This is a genomic window from Nonomuraea sp. NPDC001636, from assembly GCF_040298265.1.
Lineage (GTDB): Bacteria > Actinomycetota > Actinomycetes > Streptosporangiales > Streptosporangiaceae > Nonomuraea.
Genome location: NZ_JBEOZT010000053.1, coordinates 16,560 through 37,427, shown reverse-complemented (window position 1 = coordinate 37,427; position 20,868 = coordinate 16,560). Strand labels below are relative to the sequence as shown.

Genomic DNA, 20,868 nt, shown 5'->3' with positions numbered 1-20,868 from the left:
AAGATCACCCGTTCTACTGGATCTCCGTTCTCATGTCCCAGGTTCGGCCGAACACCTTGACTCGACCGCCAGCCGTCTTAACTTCCCGGCATTGGGACTAACCGTCCCCGTAGAGCGCATGGGTGGTGGGGGGCGCGAACAGCGCCCCCAGCCCGGTCAGGGCCAGCACGACCAGCGGCACGCCGATCAGCGGCTGACCCGACTGGATGAGCGTGCCCCCGACGGGCAGCAGGAAGATCTGCGCCACCACGCCGGGCGACCTCCCCCACCGCTCCGCCCGCAGCAGGCCGCCCCAGGCGACCCAGAGCAGCCCGGCCCCGATCAGCAGCCCGAAGGCCGACTCCGCGATGGCCGTGGTGAGACTGTCAGGGGTGCTCACCACCGTCTCCACCGCGACGTAGATCCCGAGCCCGAGCGCGATGAGCCCCTCCAGGGCCACGACGACGGCGGCGACGAGCAAACTCCACGGACGCTTCGACACAGCCAAACCCTATCCGCCCCCGGGTCCGGTCCCGCCGGGGATGTTCCCCCACCCCGAGCGGGTCGGCGATCAGCGACTACGCTGGCGATATGCGCGCAATGTTGCTGGTCAATCCCAAGGCCACCACCACCAACGCCCGCACGAGGGACGTGTTGATCCGCGCGCTGGGCGCGGCCGTGGAGCTGTCGGTGGAGGAGACCGGCTACCGGGGGCACGCCGCGACGCTGGCGGCCACGGCCCGCGCCAAGGGCTTCGACGTGGTCGCGGTGCTCGGCGGCGACGGCACGATCAACGAGACCGTCAACGGCCTGCTCAACCCGGTCGACGGCCACGACGTCCCGCCGGCCGACGACCCGAGCTCCGGCCGTCCCGGCCTGATCGTGATCCCCGGGGGCAGCGCGAACGTGTTCGCCCGCTCTCTCGGCCTGCCGAACGACCCGGTCGAGGCCACCGGCGCGGTCCTGGAGGCGCTGAGAGAGGGCCGGCGCCGGACCGTGGGCCTGGGTCACGCGCTCTGGGAGGGAGAGAGCCGGTACTTCACGTTCTGCGCGGGCATGGGCTACGACGCCGAGGTCGTACGGGCCGTGGAGGGCCTGCGCGGCACCGGGAGGAAGGCCACGCCCGCCCGGTATGTGAACACGGCTCTGCGGCACTATCTGGCCACGGACAAACGGCACCCCCCGATGACCCTGACCGGGCCGGGCATCCCGGCGGCCGAGGGCGTGTTCATGGCGATCATCTCCAACACCTCGCCGTGGACGTACCTGGGGGCCAAGCCGGTGACGCCGACGCCGTGGGCCAGCTTCGAGACCGGGCTCGACCTGCTCGGGCTGAGGCGGATGGGGCCCGTGCAGATCGCCGGGCTGATCCGGCAGATCCTCACGGAGAGTGACGCCGTCCCGTCCGGCAGACACCTCGTCCAGCTGCACGACGAGGCCGAGTTCACCCTCGCCGCCGACCGTCCCGTGGCCTTCCAGCTGGACGGGGACTACCTGGGCGAACGCGAATCCGTAACGTTCCGGTCTACCCCGAACGCGTTACAAGTTCTGGTCTAGCTGGTTACATTCGGTCATTGTGTGACGCATCCGACATCCATAACCGCCAAAACTTCGCCCCAACCCCCTTGCGTGCACTCTGCGTGGCTGGAAGGCTCAAGACTGACGTCGGAACGTAGGACCTTTAACAACCCCAAGGCCCTCCGGTCGTCAGGCGGACAACCCCGGTCCAACACCTGGATGCGGGTAATTGTTCGCGCGAGTTAGTGAAACTCTTCACAAAGTAGTAGCCGCACGGAGCCGACCAAAGGTTCCATCTACTAAGGAGTGGACGCATGGACTGGCGCCACCGAGCTGCCTGCCGTGACGTGGACCCCGAGCTGTTCTTCCCGATCGGCAACACCGGCCCCGCCCTGATGCAGATCGAAGAGGCCAAGCAGGTCTGCCGGTCCTGCCCGGCCGTCGACGCCTGCCTGAAGTGGGCGCTGGAGTCCGGTCAGGACGCCGGCGTCTGGGGCGGCCTGAGCGAGGACGAGCGCCGCGCCCTCAAGCGCCGCACCGCCCGCGCCCGCGCCCGCGCCTCGGCCTGATCTGCCCCACCCTGATCCGCCCCGTCTGATCCACCTCCGATCGACCCTGCCTTCCCCGCAGGAGCCGCCCAGCTTGGCGTGATCGACGTTTCCGCCAAGACCCCGTCGCGTCGTGCACGCGGCGGCCAGGCTCGCACGGACCGGGCGCCGCCCTCGACGACGGTCGCCCGGCCCGGCGGACTCGTCAGGCGGACGGCAACGGGATCGACAACCCGACGTGCGTGCCGCCGCCCTCCCGCGGCTCGATCGTCAGCCTGCCCGACAGCTCCCCCTCCACCAGCGTGCGGACGATCTGCAGCCCCAGACTGGTGGACTTGTCGAGGTCGAAGTCCGCGGGAAGGCCGCGCCCGTCGTCCCAGACGGTGACGTTCAGCCGGTCGGGGGCGGGCTCGACCAGCACTTCCATCCGCTTGGGACGCCCGTGCTGCAACGCGTTCTGCAGCAGCTCGGTCAGCGCCATGGCCAGCGGCGTGGCGATGAGCGAGGGCAGCACGCCGAACGCGCCCACCCGGCGCGGCGTGACCGCAGCCTCGGCCGCCGACACCTCGCCCGCCATCGCGATCACCCGGTCGGCGATCTCGTCGAAGTCGACGAACTCCTCCGGCGCGTGCGACAGCGTCTCGTGCACGATGGCGATCGAGCCGACCCGGCGCACGGCCTCCTCCAGCGCCTCGCGGCCCTCGGGCACCTGCAGGCGGCGCGCCTGGAGCCGCAGCAGCGCGGCGACCGTCTGGAGGTTGTTCTTCACGCGGTGGTGGATCTCGCGGATCGTGGCGTCCTTGGTCATCAGCTCGCGCTCGCGCCGCCGCAGCTCGGTGACGTCCCTGATGAGGACGAGCGCGCCGATGCGGCCGCCGCCGACGATCAGTGGGATGGCTCTGAGCTGCACGATCGTGCCGCCCGACTCGACCTCGGTCTCCTTGGCCGCGCGCCCGCTGGCCACGATCATCAGGTCTTCGTTGATCGGCTCGTCGGAGTAGCACAACGTCGCCGTCACCCGGCCCAGCTCGGCGCCGACCAGGTCGGCGTGCAGGCCCAGCCGCCGGTAGGCCGACAACGCGTTGGGCGAGGCGTACGTGACGCGCCCGGCCCGGTCGAGCCGCAGCAGGCCGTCGCCGACGCGCGGCGAGCGCACCAGGATCGGCTCCTCCCCCGAGAACGGGAAACGCCCCTCGGCCACCATCTGCGCCAGGTCGGACGCGCTCTGGAGATACGTCAGCTCAAGCCTGGACGGGGTGCGCGCCGAGGACAGGTTCGTGGAGCGCTGGATCACCCCGAGGAAGCGGCCCTCGCCGTTGTCGACCGCCCGGCGCACCGGGATCGTCTCCTCGCGCACCGGGACGCCCGTGGACCAGTCGGGATCGCCCTCGCGGCAGATGCGGCGCTCGTTCCAGGCGGTGTCGATGAGGTGGCGCTCGCCCTTGGCGGCCACGCTGCCGACGATGTCGTCGTGGTAGACGGTGGGGCCGGTGGTGGGGCGCATCTGGGCGATGGCGATCCAGCCGTTCTCACCGAGCAGCGGCGCCCACAGGATGAGGTCGGCGAAGGACAGGTCGGCCAGCAGCTGCCAGTCGGAGACCAGCGAGTGCAGCCAGTCGAGGTCCGCCTCGTCGAGTGCGGTGTGGCGGGCGACGAGGTCGCTGAGAGTCGGCACGAGTGCATCATGCGTGCTTTCGCCGCCAACAGCCAAACCGACCCCCTGATCGAATGCGCAGCTCCTGCCCGGTGAGGACGCCGCACGCGGGCGGCACGGGTGCGTCGCCGTGCACCGGGCGCGACTTTCGGGGAATCTCGTACTGTGAGAACCGTCACACGGCGGGATCGCCCGATCCCCATGACGGGGCTTCACGGGCATTGCCGGAGGTGATCGACACGGGCAGGTGGCTCCTCGACGACGCGGGCCTGACACCGGCCTCGGTTGCGATCGCGCACGCAGCTGTGGATATCCTTCACAATCAGTCTGAGCTGCCCGGATTCGCGCGTACTTGGCGGTGTGCGCGCTCCGTGCGGATATGCCGTCCTCCCAGGTGGTTGACCGCTCGGGCCGATATGAGTTCCGATGATCTCGCGGTGATCAGACACGCCCTCACCGCCGTGCCAGAAGTGAAGGTGAGAGCGTGACCGACGACGGCCCCCGCGTTCCCAAGTACTACGACGTGAAACGCAGTCTTCTGGAGCTCACCAAGAGCCTGCCCGCGGGCACCGCCCTGCCTCCCGAGCGCACGCTGGCCGTGCGGTTCGAGACCTCGCGCACCACCGTCCGCCAGGCGCTGACCGAGCTGGTCGTGGAGGGCAGGCTGCTGCGCATCCAGGGCAAGGGCACGTTCGTGGCCCAGCCGAAGGTGGCGCAGGTGCTCCAGCTCACCTCCTACATCGGCGACCTGCGCACGGCCGGCCTGGAGCCGGACACGAAGATCCTGGAGATCGGCTACATCACCGCGGACGAGGCCCTGGCGCGGCGGCTGGCCATCAACCCCGGCGGCCGGGTGCTGCGCATCCACCGGCTCCGGCTGGCCAACGGCGAGCCGGTCTCGATCGACACCACCCACCTGTCCGCGCGGCGCTTCCCCCGCCTGCGGCGGGAGCTGGAGGTGCACGCCTCCCTGTACGAGACGCTGCACAACGCCTACAACGTACGGCTCACGGACGCCGAGGAGATCATCGAGACCGTCCTCGCCACCCCGTACGACGCCAAGGCCCTGGGCGTGGACGTCGGCCTGCCGATGCTGCTGCTGACCCGGCACGCCTTCGACGCCGACGGCCACCCGGTGGAGTGGGCGCAGTCCCTCTACCGCGGCGACCGGTACAAGTTCGTCACGCGCCTGCGGCGTCCCTGACCGGGATGGCGGGCGGCGGCTTCTAGGCTGGGACGATGAGCGTTCTCGTCGTGTCCGGCACCGACTTCGGCGTGGGCAAGACCGTCGTGACGGCCGCGGTGGCCGCCCTGGCCAGGGAGCGGGGGGCGTCCGTCGCCGTGGTGAAGCCGGCGCAGACCGGCGACGGGCGCGACCTCGACGAGGTGATCCGGCTCTCCGGGGTGAGCACCACGTTCGAGCTGGCGCGCTTCGCCGAACCGCTCTCGCCGGCCGCCGCCGCCCGGGTGGCCGGGGTGCCGCCGGTGTCGCTGACGGCCGCCGCCCGGTTCGTCGAGGAGCTGGCCGAGAGCAACCGGCTGGTCGTCGTGGAGGGCACCGGCGGCCTGCTGGTGCGCTTCGACGAGGACGGCGCGACGATCGCCGACCTGGCCCGGCTGGTGGGCGCGCAGGTGCTGGTCGTGGCGGGGGCCGGGATCGGGGCGCTCAACCACACCGCGCTGACCCTGGAGGCGCTGGCGCACCGGGGGCTCGACCCGGCGGGCGTGGTGATCGGGCGCTGGCCGCGGGAGACCGGGATCATCGAGCGGAGCAACGTCGCCGACCTGGAGATGCTGGCCGCGCGGCCGCTGGCGGGAGTGCTGCCCGAAGGGGCCGGGCGACTCGGCCGCGAGGCGTTCGCCCGGCTGGCGCGCGAGGGGCTGGGCGCGACGCTGGGCGGTTCCTTCGACCCGTCCGCCTTCAAGCGGCGGGTGGGGGTGCTCTAGCAGGCGGCCTCGGGCAGGCGGCAGACCTTGACGGTCATCCGGCGCGCCTGGTCGATCAGCCCGCGGAAGCCCTTGAGCGGCAGGCTCCTGGTGGGCCAGGCCGACTCGCCGGCGATGTAGAGGGCCGCGCCGCGCCTGACCGCGACCGCGTGCTCGCCGCTCTCGAAGAACCGGCCGCCGGCGCGCAGGCCGTCGTCGCCCACGTGCAGGGGTTTGGTGAAATAGCGGTGGCGGTTGACGCCCTTGCCCACGTCGGCGCAGCGCCTGAGGTCCGCGCGCAGGACGCGCATGGCGGCCTCGGCGTCCCGGACGCTCCGGTAGACGACGAGCTGCTCGTACTTCATCTCGTCCTCGCTGGAGTACAGGACGGCCCGCGCCATCAGCCGGCCGCCGTCCCGCCGCCGGTGCGACAGGCACGGGTCGAGCTGGAGCGGCAGCGTGGCGGAGTTCTTGACGGTGTAGGTCTCCCACTGCTTGGCGGGCGGGTGCTTCTCCAGGAACAACATGCCGTGCGGTAACCCGCCCAGGACCGTGGACGCGGCCGCCAGCGCGGCGACCCCTGCTGCGAACATCCGAACCTCCCCTTGGTCTCTTTGGGAGTGAGATGTTCGGTGCGCGGCAATTGTTCGAGGGTGGGGTTAGCTCTACCGTCCACCGGCACACCAGGCCCATTTCCTGAGGGTCTGGTGGGTCAATACCTTTGACGCATGAAAGTCCCCCGTCCCTGGTCGGCGCGTGCCTGGCTCGACACGTCCCATGTGATGATCGGGCTGCCGGTCGCCGTGGTGCTCGGCGGGCTCACGCTGCTGCTGGCCGTGGCCCCGCCGCTGCTGCGGCGCGGCGTCCCGGTGTTCACCCGGGTGCAGCGGTCCAGGTTCGCGGCCTTCCTCGACGTCCGCATCCCGCCGCCGGTGGCGCCGGCCGGCTGGCGCCGGGCGGCCACCTGGCGGCAGATCGCCTACCACCTGCTGTCGCCCTTCGTGGGCGCGGCGGCGGCCTTCCTCGTCGCGCTGGCGTGGGGCGCGGCCGTGGTGGGGTTGCTGTCGTTCGTGCCGCCGCGGGTGCAGGCGCCGCCGCTGGTGTTCCTCGTCGATCTGCGCAATCCGGTCATCGCTGGGATCTCCACGGCGACCGGCCTGGCGCTGCTGCTGCTCGCCCCGGTCCTGGCCAGGGGCATGGCGGCGCTCGACCTGTCGGTGGCGCGCACGCTGCTCGGGCCCAGCCGCTCCGAGCTGGGGCAGCGCATCGAGACGCTGACCGAGAGCCGGGCCGGCGTGATCGACGCCGCCGACGCCGAGCGCCGCAGGATCGAGCGCGACCTGCACGACGGCGCCCAGCAGCGCCTGGTCTCGCTCGCCATGAACCTCGGCCTGGCCAGGGCCACCCTCACCGACCTGCCCGAGCCCGCCCGTGAGGCGATCGAGCGGGCCCACGAGGAGGCCAAGCAGGCGCTCAAGGAGCTGCGCGACTTCGTCCGCGGCCTGCATCCGGCCGTGCTCAACGACCAGGGGCTCGACGCGGCGCTGTCCGGCGTCGCGGCCCGCGCCCCTCTCCCCGTACGCCTGCGCGTCGACATCGACCGGCGTGCCTCCCCGACCATCGAGGCGGTGGCCTTCTTCATCGTGTCCGAAGCACTGACCAACATCGCCAAACACGCCGCCGCGACCAGGGCCGAGGTGACGGTCCGGCGCGAGCGCGACCGCCTGCACGTGCTCGTCCACGACGACGGCTGCGGCGGCGCCCGGCTCGACGGCGGCACCGGCCTGCGCGGCCTGGCCCAGCGCATCGACTCCGTGGACGGGACGCTACGCCTGTCCAGCCCGTTCGGCGGGCCGACCACGATCGAGGTGGAACTGCCGTGCGAGTAGTGCTGGCCGAGGACTCCGTCCTGCTGCGCGAGGGGCTGATCCGGCTGCTCGACGCGTCCGGCATGCGGGTGGTGGCGGCCGTGGACGAGGCCGAGGGCCTGCTGCGGGCCGTGGAGGAGCACCGGCCGGAGCTGGTGATCACCGACGTCCGGATGCCGCCCACGCACACCGACGAGGGGCTGCGCGCGGCTCTCGTGCTGCGCCGCCAGCATCCCGGCCTGGCCGTGCTGGTGCTCTCCCAGTACGTCGAGGAACGCTACGCCGCCCGCCTGCTGTCCACGGCGGCCGGCGGCGTCGGCTACCTGCTCAAGGACCGGGTGGCCGACGTGGCCGAGTTCATCGACGCCCTGCGCAGGGTCGCCGGCGGCGGCACCGCCCTCGACCCCGAGGTCGTCGCCCAGCTCCTGCTGCGCGGCGACAGCGACCCGCTGGAACGGCTGACGCCCCGCGAGCACGAGGTGCTCAAGCTCATGGCCGAGGGCCGCTCGAACGCCGGCATCGGCCAGGCCCTCGTGCTCAGCGAGGGGGCCGTGGGCAAGCACATCGGCAACATCTTCACCAAGCTCGACCTGTCCCCCGCGGAGGGCGATCACCGCCGGGTCCTCGCCGTCCTGCAGTTCCTCAAGATCAGGAGCATGCCGTGAGGACCATCTGGCTGACGGCGGGAACCCTGGCGACGGTGGCCGCCCTGCTGCTGTCCGTCCTGCTGGTCTGGAACGGGTTCGCCCGCGCCACCGCGCCGCAGGAGACGCGGGCCAGGACGGTCCCGTTCGCGCTGGACACGCTGAAGGTCACCACGGGCAGCGGCGAGGTGAACGTCGAGATCGTGCCGGGCCCCGCGGGAGAGCTGACGATCGCCCGGTCCGTCGGCTGGACCTCGATCGACCGGCCGGTGATCACCGAGGACTGGAACGGCGACACCCTGCGGCTGGACATCCGGTGCGGAACCGCGCCCCGGCCGGACGGCCCGGTGTGCCGGGCGGACTACACGCTGCTGGTGCCCTTCGAGACCGGGGTCGAGGCCCGGACGACCGTCGGCGACCTCGGGGTCAGCAACGTGGTCGGCGCCGTGCGGCTGACGACCGTGTCGGGGAACGTGCGGGCCGACGGGGTCACCGGCGAGGTCTGGGCCAGGTCCGGCTCCGGGTCCGTCTCCGGCAACGCCATGCTCGGCGGCCAGGCCGACGTCGAGACCGGCTCGGGCGACGTACGGCTCGACTTCGCCAACCCGCCGCTCACGGTCAGAGCCGTCGCGCGGGCCACCGGCGACGTCGAGCTGCGGCTGCCGCCGGAGACCTACGACGTGACGACCGAGGGCCGCCGCACCGAGGTGGAGGTCGACGCGGTGACGGGCGCGCCCAGGAAGATCGAGGCGCGGGCGCCGCTGGGCTCGGTCCGCGTCTGCTGCGGACAGGGCTAGGGCGTGGCCGGACGCAACTCTTGAGATCTGTTTACTCTTATCACTGGTTGGTAAGTTCCCGGCATGGAGTCTGCGAAGCACGCCGGTGACGTCGCCGTCGCCGTGTCCAAGGCCTACGGCGTCGAGACCATGTTCACGCTCTCGGGAGGCCACGTCTTCCCGCTGTACGACGGCGCGGTCCACGAGGGCATGCGCATCCTCGACGTGCGCCACGAACAGAGCGCGGTCTTCGCCGCCGAGGCGACGGCCCGGCTGACCAGGAGGCCCGGCCTGGCCGTGCTGACCGCCGGGCCCGGCATCACCAACGGCGTCAGCGGCATCGCGACCGCGCACTTCAACGGCTCGCCGGTGGTCGTCATGGGCGGCCGCGCGCCGCAGTCGCGCTGGGGCAGCGGCGCCCTCCAGGAGATGGACCACCCGCCGCTGCTCGGCCCGATCACCAAGCTGTCGTTCACCGCCTCCGGCGCCGACTCGATCGGCCAGGACGTCGAGTCGGCCTTCCGCACCGCCGTCGCGCCCCAGCGCGGCCCGGTCTTCCTCGACTTCTACATGGACCACCTGTTCGCCCCCTCGCCCGCCCACGAGGTGCACACGCAGTCGCCCTCGCCGCTGGAGCCCGACCCCGACGACCTGGCCGCCATCGCCCGGCTGCTGTCCGAGGCCGAGCGCCCGGTGCTGGTCTACGGCTCCGACGTGTGGATGGACCGGGCCGAGGAGGCCGCGCGCGACTTCGCCGAGACCTGGCGGCTGCCGGTCATCCCCAACGGCCAGGGCCGCGGCATCCTGCCCGCCGGGCACGAGCTGCTCGTCACCCGCGCCCGCGGCCTGGCCTTCTCCCAGGCCGACCTGGTCATCGTGATCGGCGCCCCGCTCGACTTCCGGCTCGGCTACGGCTCGTTCGGCGGCAAGGACGGCGCGCCGGCCCGCGTCGTGCACATCGCCGACGCGCCCTCGCAGCTCGCCACCCACATGCAGCCCGCCGCCAAGGCCGCGGGCGACCTGTCGGTGGTGTTCTGGAGCCTCGGCGCGGCCTGCGGCGACGCGGGGGTCAAGCCCAGCTCGTACGCCTCCTGGGCCTCCACGCTGGCCGAGGCCGCCGCCGCCGCGATCGAGGACGACGCCGGGCTGCTGGCCGCCGACACCGACCCGATCCACCCCATGCGCATCTACGGCGAGCTGGGCAAGGTCCTGGCCGACGACGCCGTGGTGATCGGCGACGGCGGCGACTTCGTCTCCTACGCCGGCAAGTACGTCGAGCCGAAGCAGCCGGGCAACTGGCTCGACCCCGGCCCGTACGGGTGCCTCGGCACCGGGCTCGGCTACTCCATCGCCGCCCGCCTGGCCCGCCCGTCCTCGCAGGTCGTGCTCCTGCTCGGCGACGGCGCCGCCGGCTTCTCCCTGATGGACGTCGACACCCTCGTCCGCCACCGGCTGCCGGTCGTCATGATCTGCGGCAACAACGGCATGTGGGGCCTGGAGAAGCACCCCATGCGGTTCCTGTACGGCTACGACGTGGCCGCCGACCTCCAGCCGCAGTGCCGCTACGACCAGGTCGTGACCGCGCTGGGCGGCGGCGGCGAGCTGGTCACCAAGCCGTCGGAGATCGGGCCGGCGCTGCGCAGGGCGTTCGACTCCGGCATCCCGTACATGGTGAACATCGCCACCGACCCGCAGATCGCCTACCCCCGCAACACCACGGGGATCTGACCTCCTACGACTTCGGCGTCGCCGTGGGGGACGGCGACGGCGACGGCGTCGTGCAGATGCCGTCGATGACGTAGAGCGTGACCACCTTCGTCTCCGGGACCACCGTGCCGCCGGCCGGCACCGTCTTGGTGATCCTGCGGCAGGCGGGGTCGTCGGTGGTCACGGACGAGTCGCGGACGTGCACCTGCAGTCCCGCCGCCTCGACCATCTCCTGGCCCTTGAGGAAGGGCTGCCCGGCGACCTTGGGCACCGTGATGTTCTTGACCGTCGGCGTCGGCGTGCTCGACGGCGACTTGGTCGGCTCCTTCGTGGTGGTCGGGGTGGTGGTGGGCGTGGTCGTCGGCTCCTCGGTCTCCGCCGGCTCCTCGGTCTCGGCGTGCGTGGGCGGCCTGGTGGTGGGCGGCAGGGCCGTCTTCGTGGGGGTCCGCGTGGACTTGGGTGGCTTCGTGGGGCCGGTCTTCGTCGGGCCGGGGATGTCGTCGCTGTTGCCGTCGTTGGAGGCCGTGACGGTCGGCGTCGGCGTGCCGGGCACCATGCCCGTCAGCGCGACCGCCCCCGCGCCCACGCCGAGCACCACCGCGACCGCGAGGCCGACGACCAGGCCGGTCCTGCGTGGCGCCTTGGCGGCGCGGCGGCCGCCCGGACGGCGCTCGCCGACGGCGGCGGTGGTCTCCTCCGCCGAGGCCGGCAGGTGCGCCCCGGTCTGGAACCCGCCGGCTCCGGCCGGCGGCTGCCCTCCCGGGTAGGCGGGCGGCTGGCCCGGCTGGTGGACGCCCGTCGGCTGGGAGTGGCCCGCCTGGTAGGCACCGGTCTGGTACGACTCGGGCGGCGCGGCCATCGTGGCGCCCGTGGCGGGCGGCGCGATCTCGGCCACCGGCGTGATCGCCTGGCCCTGCCCGGCCGCGCGGGCCGCCTCGCTCATGGCCTTCGCCGTCGGGAAACGCCGGGCGGGGTCCTTCGACAGCGCCACCTCCACCAGCGTCCGGATCTGCGGCGGGATGTCGGCGGGCAGCGGTGGCGGGGCCTCGCGGATGTGCTTGAGCGCGATCGTGACCGCGCTGTCACCGTCGAACGGCCGCTGTCCCACCAGGCATTCGTAGGCGACCACGCCGAGGGCGTAGATGTCCACGGCCGGGGTGACGGGCGCCCCCTCGGCCTGCTCGGGCGCGCAGTAGGCGGCCGTGCCGAGCACCATGCCGGCGTCGGTCAGCCGGTTGGCCAGGTCGGAACGGGCGATGCCGAAGTCGGTGAGCACCAGCGTGCCGTCGCGCTGGACGAGCAGGTTGCCCGGTTTCACGTCGCGGTGCACGATTCCCTGGTCGTGCACCGCCTGCAGGGCCGAGGCGGCCTGCGCGATGAGTTCCATGGCCGCCTGCGGCGGGATCCGGCCGAGCCGGGCCAGCAGCCGGTCGAGCGGCTCCCCGTCCACGAACTTCATCACGAGGTAGACGGTGTCGCCGCTCACCCCGTAGTCGTAGACGTCGACCACGCCGGAATGGTTGATCGTGGCCATCGCCCTGGCTTCCCCCTGAAACCTGGCGACGAATCCCCGATCATCCATGCGGCCTGGGAGCAGCACTTTGACGGCGACGGTGCGGGCGAGCACGATGTCCTCGCCTCGCCACACCTCGCCCATGCCGCCGGCGCCGATGCGGGTATCCAGTCGATACCGCCCCGCCAGCGTCGTGCCTTGGGCCACCATGACTCCCCCGCTACCCCCTACATCCGTAACCTCGCCCACCCCGCGGTTCTCCAACAAAGCGAACTTTTGTCGCGGTGAGGTAACACAGTGGTCACGGAAACTCCGAGAGTGTACCTGTCTCAGGAGCCCCACATGCCACTCATATGCCGCAAGCCGTACAAACCCTATCCTGGAGCCTTATGGGCGGTGTTGTCCGCGTTTCCTGGAGATCAGAACCACCCTCGGTAGGCTGACCCCCATGACGCTCTCACCTGGCCTCCGCTCGCAACTGCTCACCATGGTCGAGAGATCGGACACAGCCGAGCGAGCCGGCAGCGGCGACGTGCCCGTGCTGGCCACGCCCAGGCTGCTCGCGCTGGCCGAACGCGCCACCCTCGATGCCGTGCGCCCGCACCTGGCCGAGGGCGAGACGTCCGTCGGCACCCGGGTCGAGCTCGAACACCTGGCCGCCAGCGCCGTCGGCGACCACGTCCAGCTCACCGCCGAGCTCACCGTCGTGGACGGCCGGCGCCTGGTCTTCGCCTTCGAGGCCCGCGACCGGCAGGGCACGCTCGTGGGCCGCGGCACGATCGAGCGGACGGTCGTCGACCGCGCCAGGTTCCTGGCCCGCCTCAGTCGATGACGGCGATCAGATCGCCCTCCTGGATCACGTCGCCCTCGGCCACCTTGAGCTGCGACACCACACCACCGTCCTCGGCGAGCACGGGGATCTCCATCTTCATCGACTCGAGGATGACCAGCGTGTCCCCCTCGGAGACCGCCTCGCCCTCCCGGACGACCACTTTCCACACGTTCGCCACCATCTCGGCGCGTACCTCGGCCACCGGCGCTCTCCTCTTCCGACGTCACCAACAATGTCGACCGGGTCAGGGCCGCATTCGCCCGACCAGACCCGTGTCGTAGTCTCCCGCGACGAATGCCGGGTTCTCCAGCAGCTCGGCGCAGAAGGGCAGATTGCTCCTCGGCCCCTCGACGGTGAACTCCGCGACCGCCTTGCGGCCCAGCTCCAGCGCCTCGGTCCGGTCGGCCCCGACCACGCACAGCTTGGCCATCAGCGGGTCGTAGAACATGGTCACCGTGTCGCCCGCCGCGTAGCCGGAGTCGACGCGGATGCCGGCGCCGACGGGCTCGTCCCAGGTGGTGATCCGGCCGGGACCGGGCAGGAAGCGCTTGGGGTCCTCGGCGTGGACCCGGAACTCGATCGCGTGCCCCTCGGGCGCCACCGTGATCTCCGGGCTCTCCCCGGCGGCCACGCGGAGCTGCAGTTCCACCAGGTCGAGGCCGGTGACCAGCTCCGTGACCGGGTGCTCGACCTGGAGCCTGGTGTTCATCTCCAGGAACACGAAGTCCTGGGCGTCGGCGTCGACCAGGCACTCGACCGTGCCCGCGCCGAGATAGCCGACGGCCTCGCCGGCCCGCACGGCCGCGGCCAGCATGCGTTCGCGCAGCTCGGGGCCGATGCCGGGGGACGGCGACTCCTCGACGACCTTCTGGTGGCGGCGCTGCACCGAGCAGTCGCGCTCGCCCAGGGCCAGCACCCGGCCGTCGGGCAGGCCGAGGATCTGCACCTCGACGTGCCGGGCACGTTCGACGTAACGCTCCAGCAGGACCGCGGGCCCGGCCAGCGCGTCGCCCGCGCCGCCCGCCGCGGCCGCCGCGGCGAACCTGGCCGCCGCCCTGGCCGCCTGCTCGAACGCCTTGGCCAGCCCGGCGTCGTCACGGGCCACGCTCATGCCGATCCCGCCACCGCCGCCGGCGGTCTTGACCATGACCGGGTAGCCGATCAGCTCGGCCGCGTCGAGCGCCGCGACCAGGTCGGTGACCGGCTCCCTGGTGCCCGCGGCGACGGGCACGCCCGCCTGCTCCATGAGGTTCCTGGCGTTGATCTTGTCGCCCATGCGCTCGATGGACTCCGGCGACGGCCCGATCCACACGAGCCCGGCCTCGATCACCGCCCGCGCGAACGCGGCGTTCTCCGACAGGAAGCCGTAACCGGGATGAACCGCGCCCGCTCCCGTGGCGCGGGCCGCGTCCAGCACCCTGGCCGGGTCGAGGTAGCTCTGCGCGGGGTCGGCCGGGCCGATCAGCACCGCCTCGTCGGCCTCGCGCACGAACGGCAGCCCGGCGTCGGCCTCGGAGTGCACGGCGACGGCACGCAGGCCCATGCGCCTGACCGTACGGATGATCCGCCGGGCGATCTCCCCCCGGTTGGCGATCAGAACGGGTCCGAGCGTCTCAGCAGTCACGCGGACAACCCTATGACCGGCGTCGGCTCGTCCCTTTTCTCGTGAAGTACCGATCAGCGGAGAATGATCTGTAGGAACCCCACAAAGCCGGGCAATCGGCTACACGCGGCCTCTGCCGACCACCCGGGTCAGGGCGTCGAGCGCGGCGGCGTCGTACGCGCTGCCCGCCGTGAGCCCGATGCGCTCCAGCGCCGCCCCCGACCGGTCGCGATCGGTGGACGGGCCCACCAGGTCGTCGTAGGCGTTGGCGACCCTGATGATCCGGCTGGACAGCGGCGGGTCGTCGGCGATCTCGTCGCACTGTCTCCGGACCACCTCGGCCACCCGGTCGAGCACGCCCGTCTGCCTGATCACCTCGGCCCCCAGCTCGGCGATGCGCCGCGCCTGCTCCGGATCGGCCAGCACGGTGGCGCCGCCCGGGATGGGGTCGCGCAGCGAGAGCTGGCCGATGTCGTGCATGAGGGCCGCGTACTCCAGCTCCAGCAGCTCGGGCTCGGCCATGCCCAGCTCCCGGCCGACCGCCACGGCCAGCCGGGACACCCGGCGCGAGTGGCCTGGCTCGACGTAGCCGCCGACCTCGGTGACCCGCGACAGGGCGCGGACGGTCTGCAGGTAGGTGGCGCGGATGCCGGCGTACTTGCGGAAGGCCACCTGCGTGACCAGCAGCGGCGCGGCGAACACCAGCAGCGCCACCAGGTCCATGCTGTGCGTGGCGAGCGCGAGCAGCACGCCGGAGGCGGCCACCGCGGCGCCCAGCGGGAACGCCATGTTGATCTCGTCGCGCACCGCCACCCGGAACGCCGTGCGCAGCCGCTCGGCCCGCAGCAGCGCCGCGATCAGCACGTCGACCAGCAGCGTCACCGTGATCAGCGAGACCATCACCACGAGCGCCGGCCACCAGGTGTGGGCGCCCGGCGGCGGCTTGGTGAGCTGGTAGAGCGGGTCGGCCAGCGGGCGGAAGGCGAAGGCCAGCAGCGCGCCGGTGAGCAGGCGGCGGGCCATCGCGTCGAGCCGCGGCGGCCGGCCGACGGCCAGGTGGGGCAGCGCGCCCGCGATCATCCCGGCCGCGATCACGGCCACGACCTGCAGCGCGGAGTGGCGCAACTGGTTCTGGCTGAGGTCGAGCAGCAGGGTGTAGCCGAGCGCCGCGGCGGCGCCGATGGGCGCGACCTCCCTGTTGCCCGGCATGGTCAGCCGGGCCAGCTCGCCGACCGCGATCAGCGCGCCGAACCCGATGGCGATCTCGGGACGGTCGAGCCCCACGGCCGCCGTGTGCGCCACGCCCGCGACGGCGACCAGCCCGGCCGCGCAGATCAGCAACAACTGGCCGGAGTCGAGCCGGCGCAGGACGGTGGCCGGTGCCCGGTCGGCGCGCCGGACGCGCTCTGTGGTGGTCATGGCCCGCTCACGACCTGGATCGGCATCGTCGGGTCGTCGTGGTCCTTGATCGTCGCCTCGGCGGCGTCGGGCGGCGGCGCCTCGACCCGGCGCGGCGGCTGCCAGGGATTGCGTTCCAGCGCCCGGATGAACGCGGCCACCATGACCGGGTCGAAGTGCGTGCCGGCGCACTTGCGCAGTTCCTCCACGGCCACCTCGACCGGGCGCGCTCCCCGGTAGGAACGGTCGGAGGTCATCGAGTCGAACGCGTCGGCCACCGCGATCACCTTGGCGAACTCGGGGATCTCGTCGCCGGCCAGGCCCATCGGGTAGCCGGTGCCGTCGTGGCGCTCGTGGTGGTGCATGATCCCGGCGTAGGCCTCGTCGAGGAAGCCGATGCCGCGGACGATCTCCAGCCCGCGCATCGGATGGAGCTGGATCGCGGCGAGCTCCCCCTCGGTGAGCGGGCCGTCCTTCTGCAGCACCTTCGTGGGCACGCCCAGCTTGCCGACGTCGTGGAGCATGCCGGCGTAGCGGATGGCGCGCAGGCGTTCGAGCCGCATGCCGATCTCCTCGGCGATCATGCTGGAGGCGAGCGAGACGCGCGTGCAGTGGCCCCGGGTGTAGTAGTCCTTGGTCTCGACGGCCTGGCACAGCGCGGCGATGGTGGCGTCGTAGGAGCGCTGCTGGGCGTGGTACTGGCCGAACGCCCACCGGGCCACGAACAGCGGCATCAGCACCAGCACCGCCGAGATCGACTGCACGGTCGCCCACAACCCGGCCACCAGCAGCCCGAACGTGCCGTAACCGAGATAGGACAGCAGGAACTGGACCATGCCCCGCAGCGGCACCTCCGTGGCCCGCACGCCGGTCGCCAGGCTGATCATGGTCAGCGTGAGCACGATGTTGAGCGGCACGAACACGGCGGTCGCGGCGGCGTAGGGGCCGATGAGGCTGTCGAACTCGTTGACCCGCGGCACCCCGACCGTGCCGTGCAGCCACTCGTAGACCCAGCCGGAGGCGTAGCCGCAGACGGCGAACTGGGCGCCGTTGAACAGCCGCTTGATCAGCGGCAGCCCCGGGCGCACGCTGACCGCGGCGGTGAGCCCCACCAGCGCCGCGCCCTCCGGCCCGATCAGCACGACCGCGGCCAGCGACGCCGAGAAGCTCACCGACACCGCGAACTGCTCCACGTTGAGCAGCGTCGGCATCGACTCGCACACCAGGAAGAGCAGCCCGAGCACCAGCAGGATGTCGAGCTTCTCCGGCGCCACGAGCGGGCCGGAGACGATGGCGCTGTGCCCGATGAGCGCGGCCGCCGCCGCGATCACGGCGACCAGGTAGACCCTCGCGGGCCAGGGCAGGTCACGCATTGCGGCCCCCTACTGCGGTCAGGTCCAGGAAACCCCTGGCGGAAGCGCGCCGACGCCGGCCAGGGCCACCATCGAGGTGACCACGATGACGGCGGCGAGCGACCGGGTGAACCTGTCCTTCAACATCCCACATGCCTCCACGTCGACTTCTGAAAGCTCACGCTACAGAAGAGGACGTCACCGTACGGGCCGAGCGGGAAATCGCAAGCAAAGTGTAATCAAGCAACTACCTGGCGCGACTCCGCGCCCAGGCCACGGTGCTCTTCACGCCGGTCGGCAGGTCGGTGCGCGGCTCCCAGCGCAGCCCCTCGTGGGCGGGCACCGGATCGACGGCCATCGCCGGCAGGTCGCCGAGGCGCGGCTGCGCGAAGCCCGGCTTGTCCTGGGCGCCGGCCGCGTCGGCGATCAGCGAGTGCAGGCGCCGGTCGGTGGTCTGGATGCCGGTGCCGAGGTTGAAGCGGCGGCCGTTGCCCTCGCTGCCGCAGGCCCGGACGAAGCCGTCGACCACGTCGTCGACGTAGACGTAGTCGCGGGTCTGGGTGCCGTCGCCGTAGAGGACGGTGGGGGTGCCGTTGAGCAGGGCGTCGGTGAAGATCGACACGACGCCGGCCTCGCCGTCGGGCGACTGGCGCGGGCCGTAGACGTTGGAGAGCACCAGCGTGGTGTACTCCAGGCCGTAGAGGGCGCGGAAGGTGGCCAGGTAGATCTCGGCGCTCAGCTTGGAGGCCGCGTACGGCGAGCGCGGGTCGGTGGGCGCGTCGCCGGGCACGGGGATCGTGGCGGGCCGGCCGTAGACCGCCACCGACGAGGCGAACACCACCTTGCGCGTGGTGCCCTCCTTGGCCGCCGTCAGCACCGACGCGGTGCCCTCGACGTTGAGCCGGGCGTCATGGACGGGGTCGGCGACGCTCCTGCGTACGCTGATCTGGGCGGCCAGGTGGCAGATGACCTCGGGCCGCAGCTCGGCCGCCAGCCCGATGATCGCCGGGTCTCGCACGTCGAGGACGTGCAGGCTGAAACGGTCGCTCTCGGCGGCGTTGACCAGGTTGTCCCTGCTGCCGGAGGACAGGTCGTCTACGGCGACGACCTCGTGTCCGTCCGCGAGCAGGCGGTCGACGAGATTCGACCCGATGAAACCGGCACCACCGGTGACTAGGACGCGCATGGCGTGAATCCTAGTCGGCCAGCTCCGACCTCACCTGCTCGATCCGGGCCAGCACCTTGGAACGCAGATCGGCGGGGACGGGGTCGCAGCCGCAGTGCTTGGCCACGAGCGCCTTGACCGCCTTGTCGAGGTCGTACTCCTTCAGGCACGGGCTGCACTCGTCGAGATGCACCCGGATGTCGGAGACGTCACCGTCGGTCAGCTCGCCGTCGAGGTAGGCGTAGACCTTGTCCAGCACCTCGCGACAGTCGGTGTCGTGCGGGTTGCCACAGCTCATTTCGATCCCTCCGAGGGGACCAGGCCGCGCTCGCGGGCGTAGTCCTCAAGGAGGCCCCGGAGCTGCCTGCGTCCCCGATGCAGCCTGGACATCACGGTGCCGATGGGAGTGCCCATGATGTCGGCGATCTCCTTGTAGGGGAAGCCTTCGACGTCGGCGAGGTAGACGGCGATCCTGAACTCTTCCGGCAGCGCCGCGAGCGCCTGCTTGATGTCGCCGTCGGGGAGGTGCTCCAGCGCCTCGACCTCGGCCGACTTCAGCCCGCTCGAGGTGTGGGACTCGGCGCGCGCGAGCTGCCAGTCCTCGATCTCCTCGGTGCCGGACTGCTTGGGCTCACGCTGCTTCTTGCGGTAGCTGTTGATGAACGTGTTCGTCAGGATCCGGTAGAGCCACGCCTTGAGGTTCGTGCCCTCCTGGAACTGGTGGAACGACGCGAACGCCTTGGCGAAGGTCTCCTGAAGCAGGTCCTCCGCGTCCGCTGGATTCCGGGTCATCCGGAGCGCGGCGGAGTAGAGCTGTTCGAGATACGGCATGACGTCGCGCTCGAACCGCTCGCTGCGCTGCTCCAGAGTCTCCGCGCCTGTCGCGGGCACCGGACCCACCCCCCTAAGATCACCGGTGGCCGGCTGTGGCGGTACACCGTACTCAGGGGAGAATACCCGCTGGCCGATGACCTCCTGGTCATCGGGGCGCGGTCTTTCCAATGTGAGCATGCTCGTCGCAACACGCCCGCGCCCTTGTCTGTTCCCGCAAGATAGAAGGTACAGAGGACCCGGTGCGGGGAACGTCCATACGTACCGGCTGGTAGCCCTTTTTCCGGAACTCAGGAGTCGCGTGTGCTGCCCATTCCGGCCGAGGAACTGAACGGCTCTGGGACGCTCGGGCCGTACTGGACCTTCTACCGCGCCGTCGCCGCCGAGCAACTGAACCGCTGGCTCCCCGGCGAACCGTCGGTGATCCTCGATCTGTCCGGCGGCCGCGGACGCTGGTCCGGCCAGGCCGCGAGGGCGGGGCACCGGGTGATCGAGGTGCTCGACTTCCGCCGGACCGTGGACGCGCAGTCCCGTTTGCGGGACGCCGACCGGGTTCGGCACGTACGCGCCGACGATCTGGCGTTTCTTCCTGATGAGAGCGTCGACGCGGTGCTCGCCGAGGAACGCGCGATGTCGATCGAGCTCATGGCCGAGTCGGCGATGAGCGACGTGGCCAGGGTGCTGCGTCCGGGCGGGCGGGCGCTGGTGTGCGTCGACTCGCTGGTGCTCGGCATGGCGATCCTGGCCGAGCAGGAGCAGTGGCAGCACCTGCGGCAGACCGGCGAGGTCATGCTGGTGCCCTGGCCCGACGGCAGCATCACGCGCTGCTTCAGCAGCGGCCAGCTCCGCGAGCTGCTGATGGGGGCCGGGCTGGAGGTGGAGTGGATGCGGCCGCGCACGGTGTTGTCGCCGTCCACGGTGGACCACGTGCTCGGGTCCGACGGGCGGGCCCTGACCTGGCTCGTGCGCACCGAGCTCGACGCCCATCCCGACGACGACGACACGGTGGGCATCCACCTGGTGGCCAGCGCCCGCAAGAGCTGACCGACCCGCCGGCCGGTTTCCGGGGGCCGCGGGTCGGTGCCCGGGGGGCGCGGGTCGGTCTCCGGGGGGCGCCGGCCGTTCCCGGGGCCGCCGTTCTCCTCGTCCGGCGGCCTTCGGTGCCTCCGCGGATCAGCGGCGGCGTTCGCGTCTTCCCTGGCACGGCACGCAGCGGGCGGCCTCGGGGCGGGCCTCCAGCCGGCCCTCGGGCACCGGCTCGGCGCAGTCGACGCACCTGCCGTACGCGCCTTCGTCCAGGCGCCTGATCGCCTCGGTCACCGCGCGGCGTTGCGCGGTCGCCACGGTGAGCATGGCCTGCGCGCGGTCGGCGTCGGTGAGGTCGGAGCCCGCGTCGGCCGCCGAGTGCTCGCGGATCGCGACGGGGTCGCCCTGGAGGACCCCGATCGAGCGGTCCAGCTCCGCGAGCATGTCTTCGAGTCGCTTACGAGCGGTCGTGACGTCCACGAATCCGCACCTCCGGGTGAAAAGGGGGAAGCCCGCGGCCAGGACTCC

General features: G+C 71.8%; 22 protein-coding genes. 10 read left to right on the top strand and 12 right to left on the bottom strand.

The window, feature by feature from the left end; all coding sequences use genetic code 11:
• Positions 1–97 precede the first annotated feature (97 nt).
• Positions 98–481: a hypothetical protein gene (locus ABT158_RS49250; protein WP_352366088.1), complete on the bottom strand. Its 384-nt coding sequence runs from the start codon at positions 479–481 to the stop codon at positions 98–100.
• Between the two features lie 89 nt (positions 482–570).
• Here ABT158_RS49250 and ABT158_RS49245 point away from each other — a divergent pair, with 89 nt between their 5' ends.
• Positions 571–1,536: a diacylglycerol/lipid kinase family protein gene (locus ABT158_RS49245; protein ID WP_352366086.1), complete on the top strand. Its 966-nt coding sequence runs from the start codon at positions 571–573 to the stop codon at positions 1,534–1,536.
• Between the two features lie 275 nt (positions 1,537–1,811).
• On the top strand, positions 1,812–2,066 hold the full coding sequence (locus tag ABT158_RS49240; protein WP_113705541.1) for a WhiB family transcriptional regulator: 255 nt from the start codon (positions 1,812–1,814) through the stop codon (positions 2,064–2,066).
• Between the two features lie 184 nt (positions 2,067–2,250).
• Here ABT158_RS49240 and ABT158_RS49235 read toward each other — a convergent pair whose 3' ends face one another.
• Positions 2,251–3,720, bottom strand: coding sequence for a histidine kinase N-terminal domain-containing protein (locus ABT158_RS49235; protein ID WP_352366083.1), 1,470 nt, complete (start codon positions 3,718–3,720; stop codon positions 2,251–2,253).
• Positions 3,721–4,183: 463 nt separating this feature from the next.
• Between ABT158_RS49235 and ABT158_RS49230 the strand changes: the two genes are divergently transcribed.
• Positions 4,184–4,903, top strand: coding sequence for a GntR family transcriptional regulator (locus ABT158_RS49230; RefSeq protein WP_125648113.1), 720 nt, complete (start codon positions 4,184–4,186; stop codon positions 4,901–4,903).
• 35 nt (positions 4,904–4,938) lie between these two features.
• On the top strand, positions 4,939–5,646 hold the full coding sequence (gene bioD, locus ABT158_RS49225) for a dethiobiotin synthase (protein WP_352366081.1): 708 nt from the start codon (positions 4,939–4,941) through the stop codon (positions 5,644–5,646).
• Here bioD and ABT158_RS49220 read toward each other — a convergent pair.
• Complete coding sequence (locus tag ABT158_RS49220) at positions 5,643–6,218, bottom strand: hypothetical protein (RefSeq protein WP_352366079.1); 576 nt, start codon at positions 6,216–6,218, stop codon at positions 5,643–5,645. The two genes, bioD and ABT158_RS49220, sit on opposite strands and share 4 nt — an antisense overlap.
• Before the next feature lie 135 nt (positions 6,219–6,353).
• On the opposite strand from ABT158_RS49220, the gene ABT158_RS49215 reads away from it, so the two are divergent.
• From ABT158_RS49215 to ABT158_RS49200, 4 genes are all read left to right on the top strand, one after another.
• On the top strand, positions 6,354–7,514 hold the full coding sequence (locus ABT158_RS49215) for a sensor histidine kinase (protein WP_352366077.1): 1,161 nt from the start codon (positions 6,354–6,356) through the stop codon (positions 7,512–7,514).
• Positions 7,505–8,158 (top strand): response regulator, encoded by a 654-nt coding sequence (locus ABT158_RS49210; RefSeq protein WP_352366075.1) that lies wholly within the window; start codon positions 7,505–7,507, stop codon positions 8,156–8,158. Before ABT158_RS49215 ends, ABT158_RS49210 begins: the two co-directional genes overlap by 10 nt.
• Positions 8,155–8,934 (top strand): DUF4097 family beta strand repeat-containing protein, encoded by a 780-nt coding sequence (locus ABT158_RS49205; RefSeq protein ID WP_352366073.1) that lies wholly within the window; start codon positions 8,155–8,157, stop codon positions 8,932–8,934. The genes ABT158_RS49210 and ABT158_RS49205 overlap by 4 nt, the downstream gene beginning before the upstream one ends.
• Before the next feature lie 63 nt (positions 8,935–8,997).
• Positions 8,998–10,641: an acetolactate synthase gene (locus ABT158_RS49200; protein ID WP_352366071.1), complete on the top strand. Its 1,644-nt coding sequence runs from the start codon at positions 8,998–9,000 to the stop codon at positions 10,639–10,641.
• Positions 10,642–10,645: 4 nt separating this feature from the next.
• Here the strand turns inward: ABT158_RS49200 and ABT158_RS49195 are convergent, their stop codons facing one another.
• Complete coding sequence (locus ABT158_RS49195) at positions 10,646–12,343, bottom strand: serine/threonine-protein kinase (RefSeq protein ID WP_352366069.1); 1,698 nt, start codon at positions 12,341–12,343, stop codon at positions 10,646–10,648.
• Positions 12,344–12,581: 238 nt separating this feature from the next.
• Here ABT158_RS49195 and ABT158_RS49190 point away from each other — a divergent pair, with 238 nt between their 5' ends.
• The gene (locus ABT158_RS49190; protein WP_352366067.1) at positions 12,582–12,965 is read left to right on the top strand and encodes a thioesterase family protein; all 384 of its coding nucleotides are present in this window, start codon (positions 12,582–12,584) and stop codon (positions 12,963–12,965) included.
• Here the strand turns inward: ABT158_RS49190 and ABT158_RS49185 are convergent.
• The 7 genes from ABT158_RS49185 to ABT158_RS49155 form a co-directional block, all read right to left on the bottom strand.
• Positions 12,955–13,167, bottom strand: a complete 213-nt coding sequence (locus ABT158_RS49185) for a biotin/lipoyl-binding carrier protein (RefSeq protein WP_352322883.1) — start codon at positions 13,165–13,167, stop codon at positions 12,955–12,957. The two genes, ABT158_RS49190 and ABT158_RS49185, sit on opposite strands and share 11 nt — an antisense overlap.
• A 42-nt stretch (positions 13,168–13,209) precedes the next feature.
• The gene (locus ABT158_RS49180; protein ID WP_352366065.1) at positions 13,210–14,589 is read right to left on the bottom strand and encodes an acetyl-CoA carboxylase biotin carboxylase subunit; all 1,380 of its coding nucleotides are present in this window, start codon (positions 14,587–14,589) and stop codon (positions 13,210–13,212) included.
• A gap of 99 nt (positions 14,590–14,688) precedes the next feature.
• On the bottom strand, positions 14,689–15,987 hold the full coding sequence (locus ABT158_RS49175; protein WP_352366063.1) for an HD-GYP domain-containing protein: 1,299 nt from the start codon (positions 15,985–15,987) through the stop codon (positions 14,689–14,691).
• On the bottom strand, positions 15,984–17,339 hold the full coding sequence (locus ABT158_RS49170) for an HD-GYP domain-containing protein (RefSeq protein ID WP_352366061.1): 1,356 nt from the start codon (positions 17,337–17,339) through the stop codon (positions 15,984–15,986). Before ABT158_RS49170 ends, ABT158_RS49175 begins: the two co-directional genes overlap by 4 nt.
• Positions 17,340–17,565: 226 nt before the next feature.
• Complete coding sequence (locus tag ABT158_RS49165) at positions 17,566–18,504, bottom strand: NAD-dependent epimerase/dehydratase family protein (RefSeq protein ID WP_352366059.1); 939 nt, start codon at positions 18,502–18,504, stop codon at positions 17,566–17,568.
• Positions 18,505–18,514: 10 nt separating this feature from the next.
• The gene (rsrA, locus tag ABT158_RS49160) at positions 18,515–18,781 is read right to left on the bottom strand and encodes a mycothiol system anti-sigma-R factor (RefSeq protein WP_352322878.1); all 267 of its coding nucleotides are present in this window, start codon (positions 18,779–18,781) and stop codon (positions 18,515–18,517) included.
• Positions 18,778–19,383 (bottom strand): sigma-70 family RNA polymerase sigma factor, encoded by a 606-nt coding sequence (locus ABT158_RS49155; protein WP_125648071.1) that lies wholly within the window; start codon positions 19,381–19,383, stop codon positions 18,778–18,780. The genes rsrA and ABT158_RS49155 overlap by 4 nt, the downstream gene beginning before the upstream one ends.
• Before the next feature lie 234 nt (positions 19,384–19,617).
• Between ABT158_RS49155 and ABT158_RS49150 the strand changes: the two genes are divergently transcribed.
• Positions 19,618–20,358, top strand: coding sequence for a class I SAM-dependent methyltransferase (locus ABT158_RS49150; protein WP_189646551.1), 741 nt, complete (start codon positions 19,618–19,620; stop codon positions 20,356–20,358).
• Positions 20,359–20,487: 129 nt separating this feature from the next.
• Here ABT158_RS49150 and ABT158_RS49145 read toward each other — a convergent pair whose 3' ends face one another.
• Complete coding sequence (locus tag ABT158_RS49145; protein ID WP_352366056.1) at positions 20,488–20,820, bottom strand: TraR/DksA family transcriptional regulator; 333 nt, start codon at positions 20,818–20,820, stop codon at positions 20,488–20,490.
• Positions 20,821–20,868: the final 48 nt, after the last annotated feature.

Bases quoted from the DNA above. Each gene is read 5' to 3' on its own strand.
- ABT158_RS49190 (WP_352366067.1), top strand. From the start codon at position 12,582: ATGACGCTCTCACCTGGCCTCCGCTCGCAACTGCTCACCATGGTCGAG.
- ABT158_RS49175 (WP_352366063.1), bottom strand. From the start codon at position 15,987: ATGACCACCACAGAGCGCGTCCGGCGCGCCGACCGGGCACCGGCCACC.
- ABT158_RS49170 (WP_352366061.1), bottom strand. From the start codon at position 17,339: ATGCGTGACCTGCCCTGGCCCGCGAGGGTCTACCTGGTCGCCGTGATC.
- ABT158_RS49215 (WP_352366077.1), top strand. From the start codon at position 6,354: ATGAAAGTCCCCCGTCCCTGGTCGGCGCGTGCCTGGCTCGACACGTCC.
- ABT158_RS49200 (WP_352366071.1), top strand. From the start codon at position 8,998: ATGGAGTCTGCGAAGCACGCCGGTGACGTCGCCGTCGCCGTGTCCAAG.
- ABT158_RS49245 (WP_352366086.1), top strand. From the start codon at position 571: ATGCGCGCAATGTTGCTGGTCAATCCCAAGGCCACCACCACCAACGCC.
- rsrA (WP_352322878.1), bottom strand. From the start codon at position 18,781: ATGAGCTGTGGCAACCCGCACGACACCGACTGTCGCGAGGTGCTGGAC.
- bioD (WP_352366081.1), top strand. From the start codon at position 4,939: ATGAGCGTTCTCGTCGTGTCCGGCACCGACTTCGGCGTGGGCAAGACC.
- ABT158_RS49240 (WP_113705541.1), top strand. From the start codon at position 1,812: ATGGACTGGCGCCACCGAGCTGCCTGCCGTGACGTGGACCCCGAGCTG.
- ABT158_RS49195 (WP_352366069.1), bottom strand. From the start codon at position 12,343: ATGGTGGCCCAAGGCACGACGCTGGCGGGGCGGTATCGACTGGATACC.
- ABT158_RS49220 (WP_352366079.1), bottom strand. From the start codon at position 6,218: ATGTTCGCAGCAGGGGTCGCCGCGCTGGCGGCCGCGTCCACGGTCCTG.
- ABT158_RS49165 (WP_352366059.1), bottom strand. From the start codon at position 18,504: ATGCGCGTCCTAGTCACCGGTGGTGCCGGTTTCATCGGGTCGAATCTC.